The 223-nt window shown below is 61.4% G+C and carries 1 protein-coding gene; it reads left to right on the forward strand.

The genetic code is table 11. The annotated features are described in order from the left end of the window. On the forward strand, window positions 1–208 hold a 208-nt coding region (locus tag WFK98_RS27295; RefSeq protein ID WP_336802532.1), incomplete at its 5' end, for a phage tail tip fiber protein. Window positions 209–223: the final 15 nt, after the last annotated feature.

The following is a 223-nucleotide window of genomic DNA, read 5'->3' on the forward strand; positions in this document are numbered from 1 at the left end:
GGCCGGCATGGTGCTCGACATCGTCGGTGGCGTGTCGCGCTGCATGTTCCAGGTCGACAAGTTCTCGATCGGTAACGGTGCCACCAATGTCGTTCCGTTCGCGATCGTCGACGGCGTCGTCTACATGAGCGGCGTGGTGATCAAGTCCTCGAACAGCGTCGTCCAGCTCGATCTGCGCAACGACGCCATGATCTTCACGGAGCCCTGATGGTCGCCACTCCTC

This window comes from Kaistia sp. MMO-174, assembly GCF_037147815.1.
Taxonomy (GTDB): domain Bacteria; phylum Pseudomonadota; class Alphaproteobacteria; order Rhizobiales; family Kaistiaceae; genus Kaistia; species Kaistia nematophila.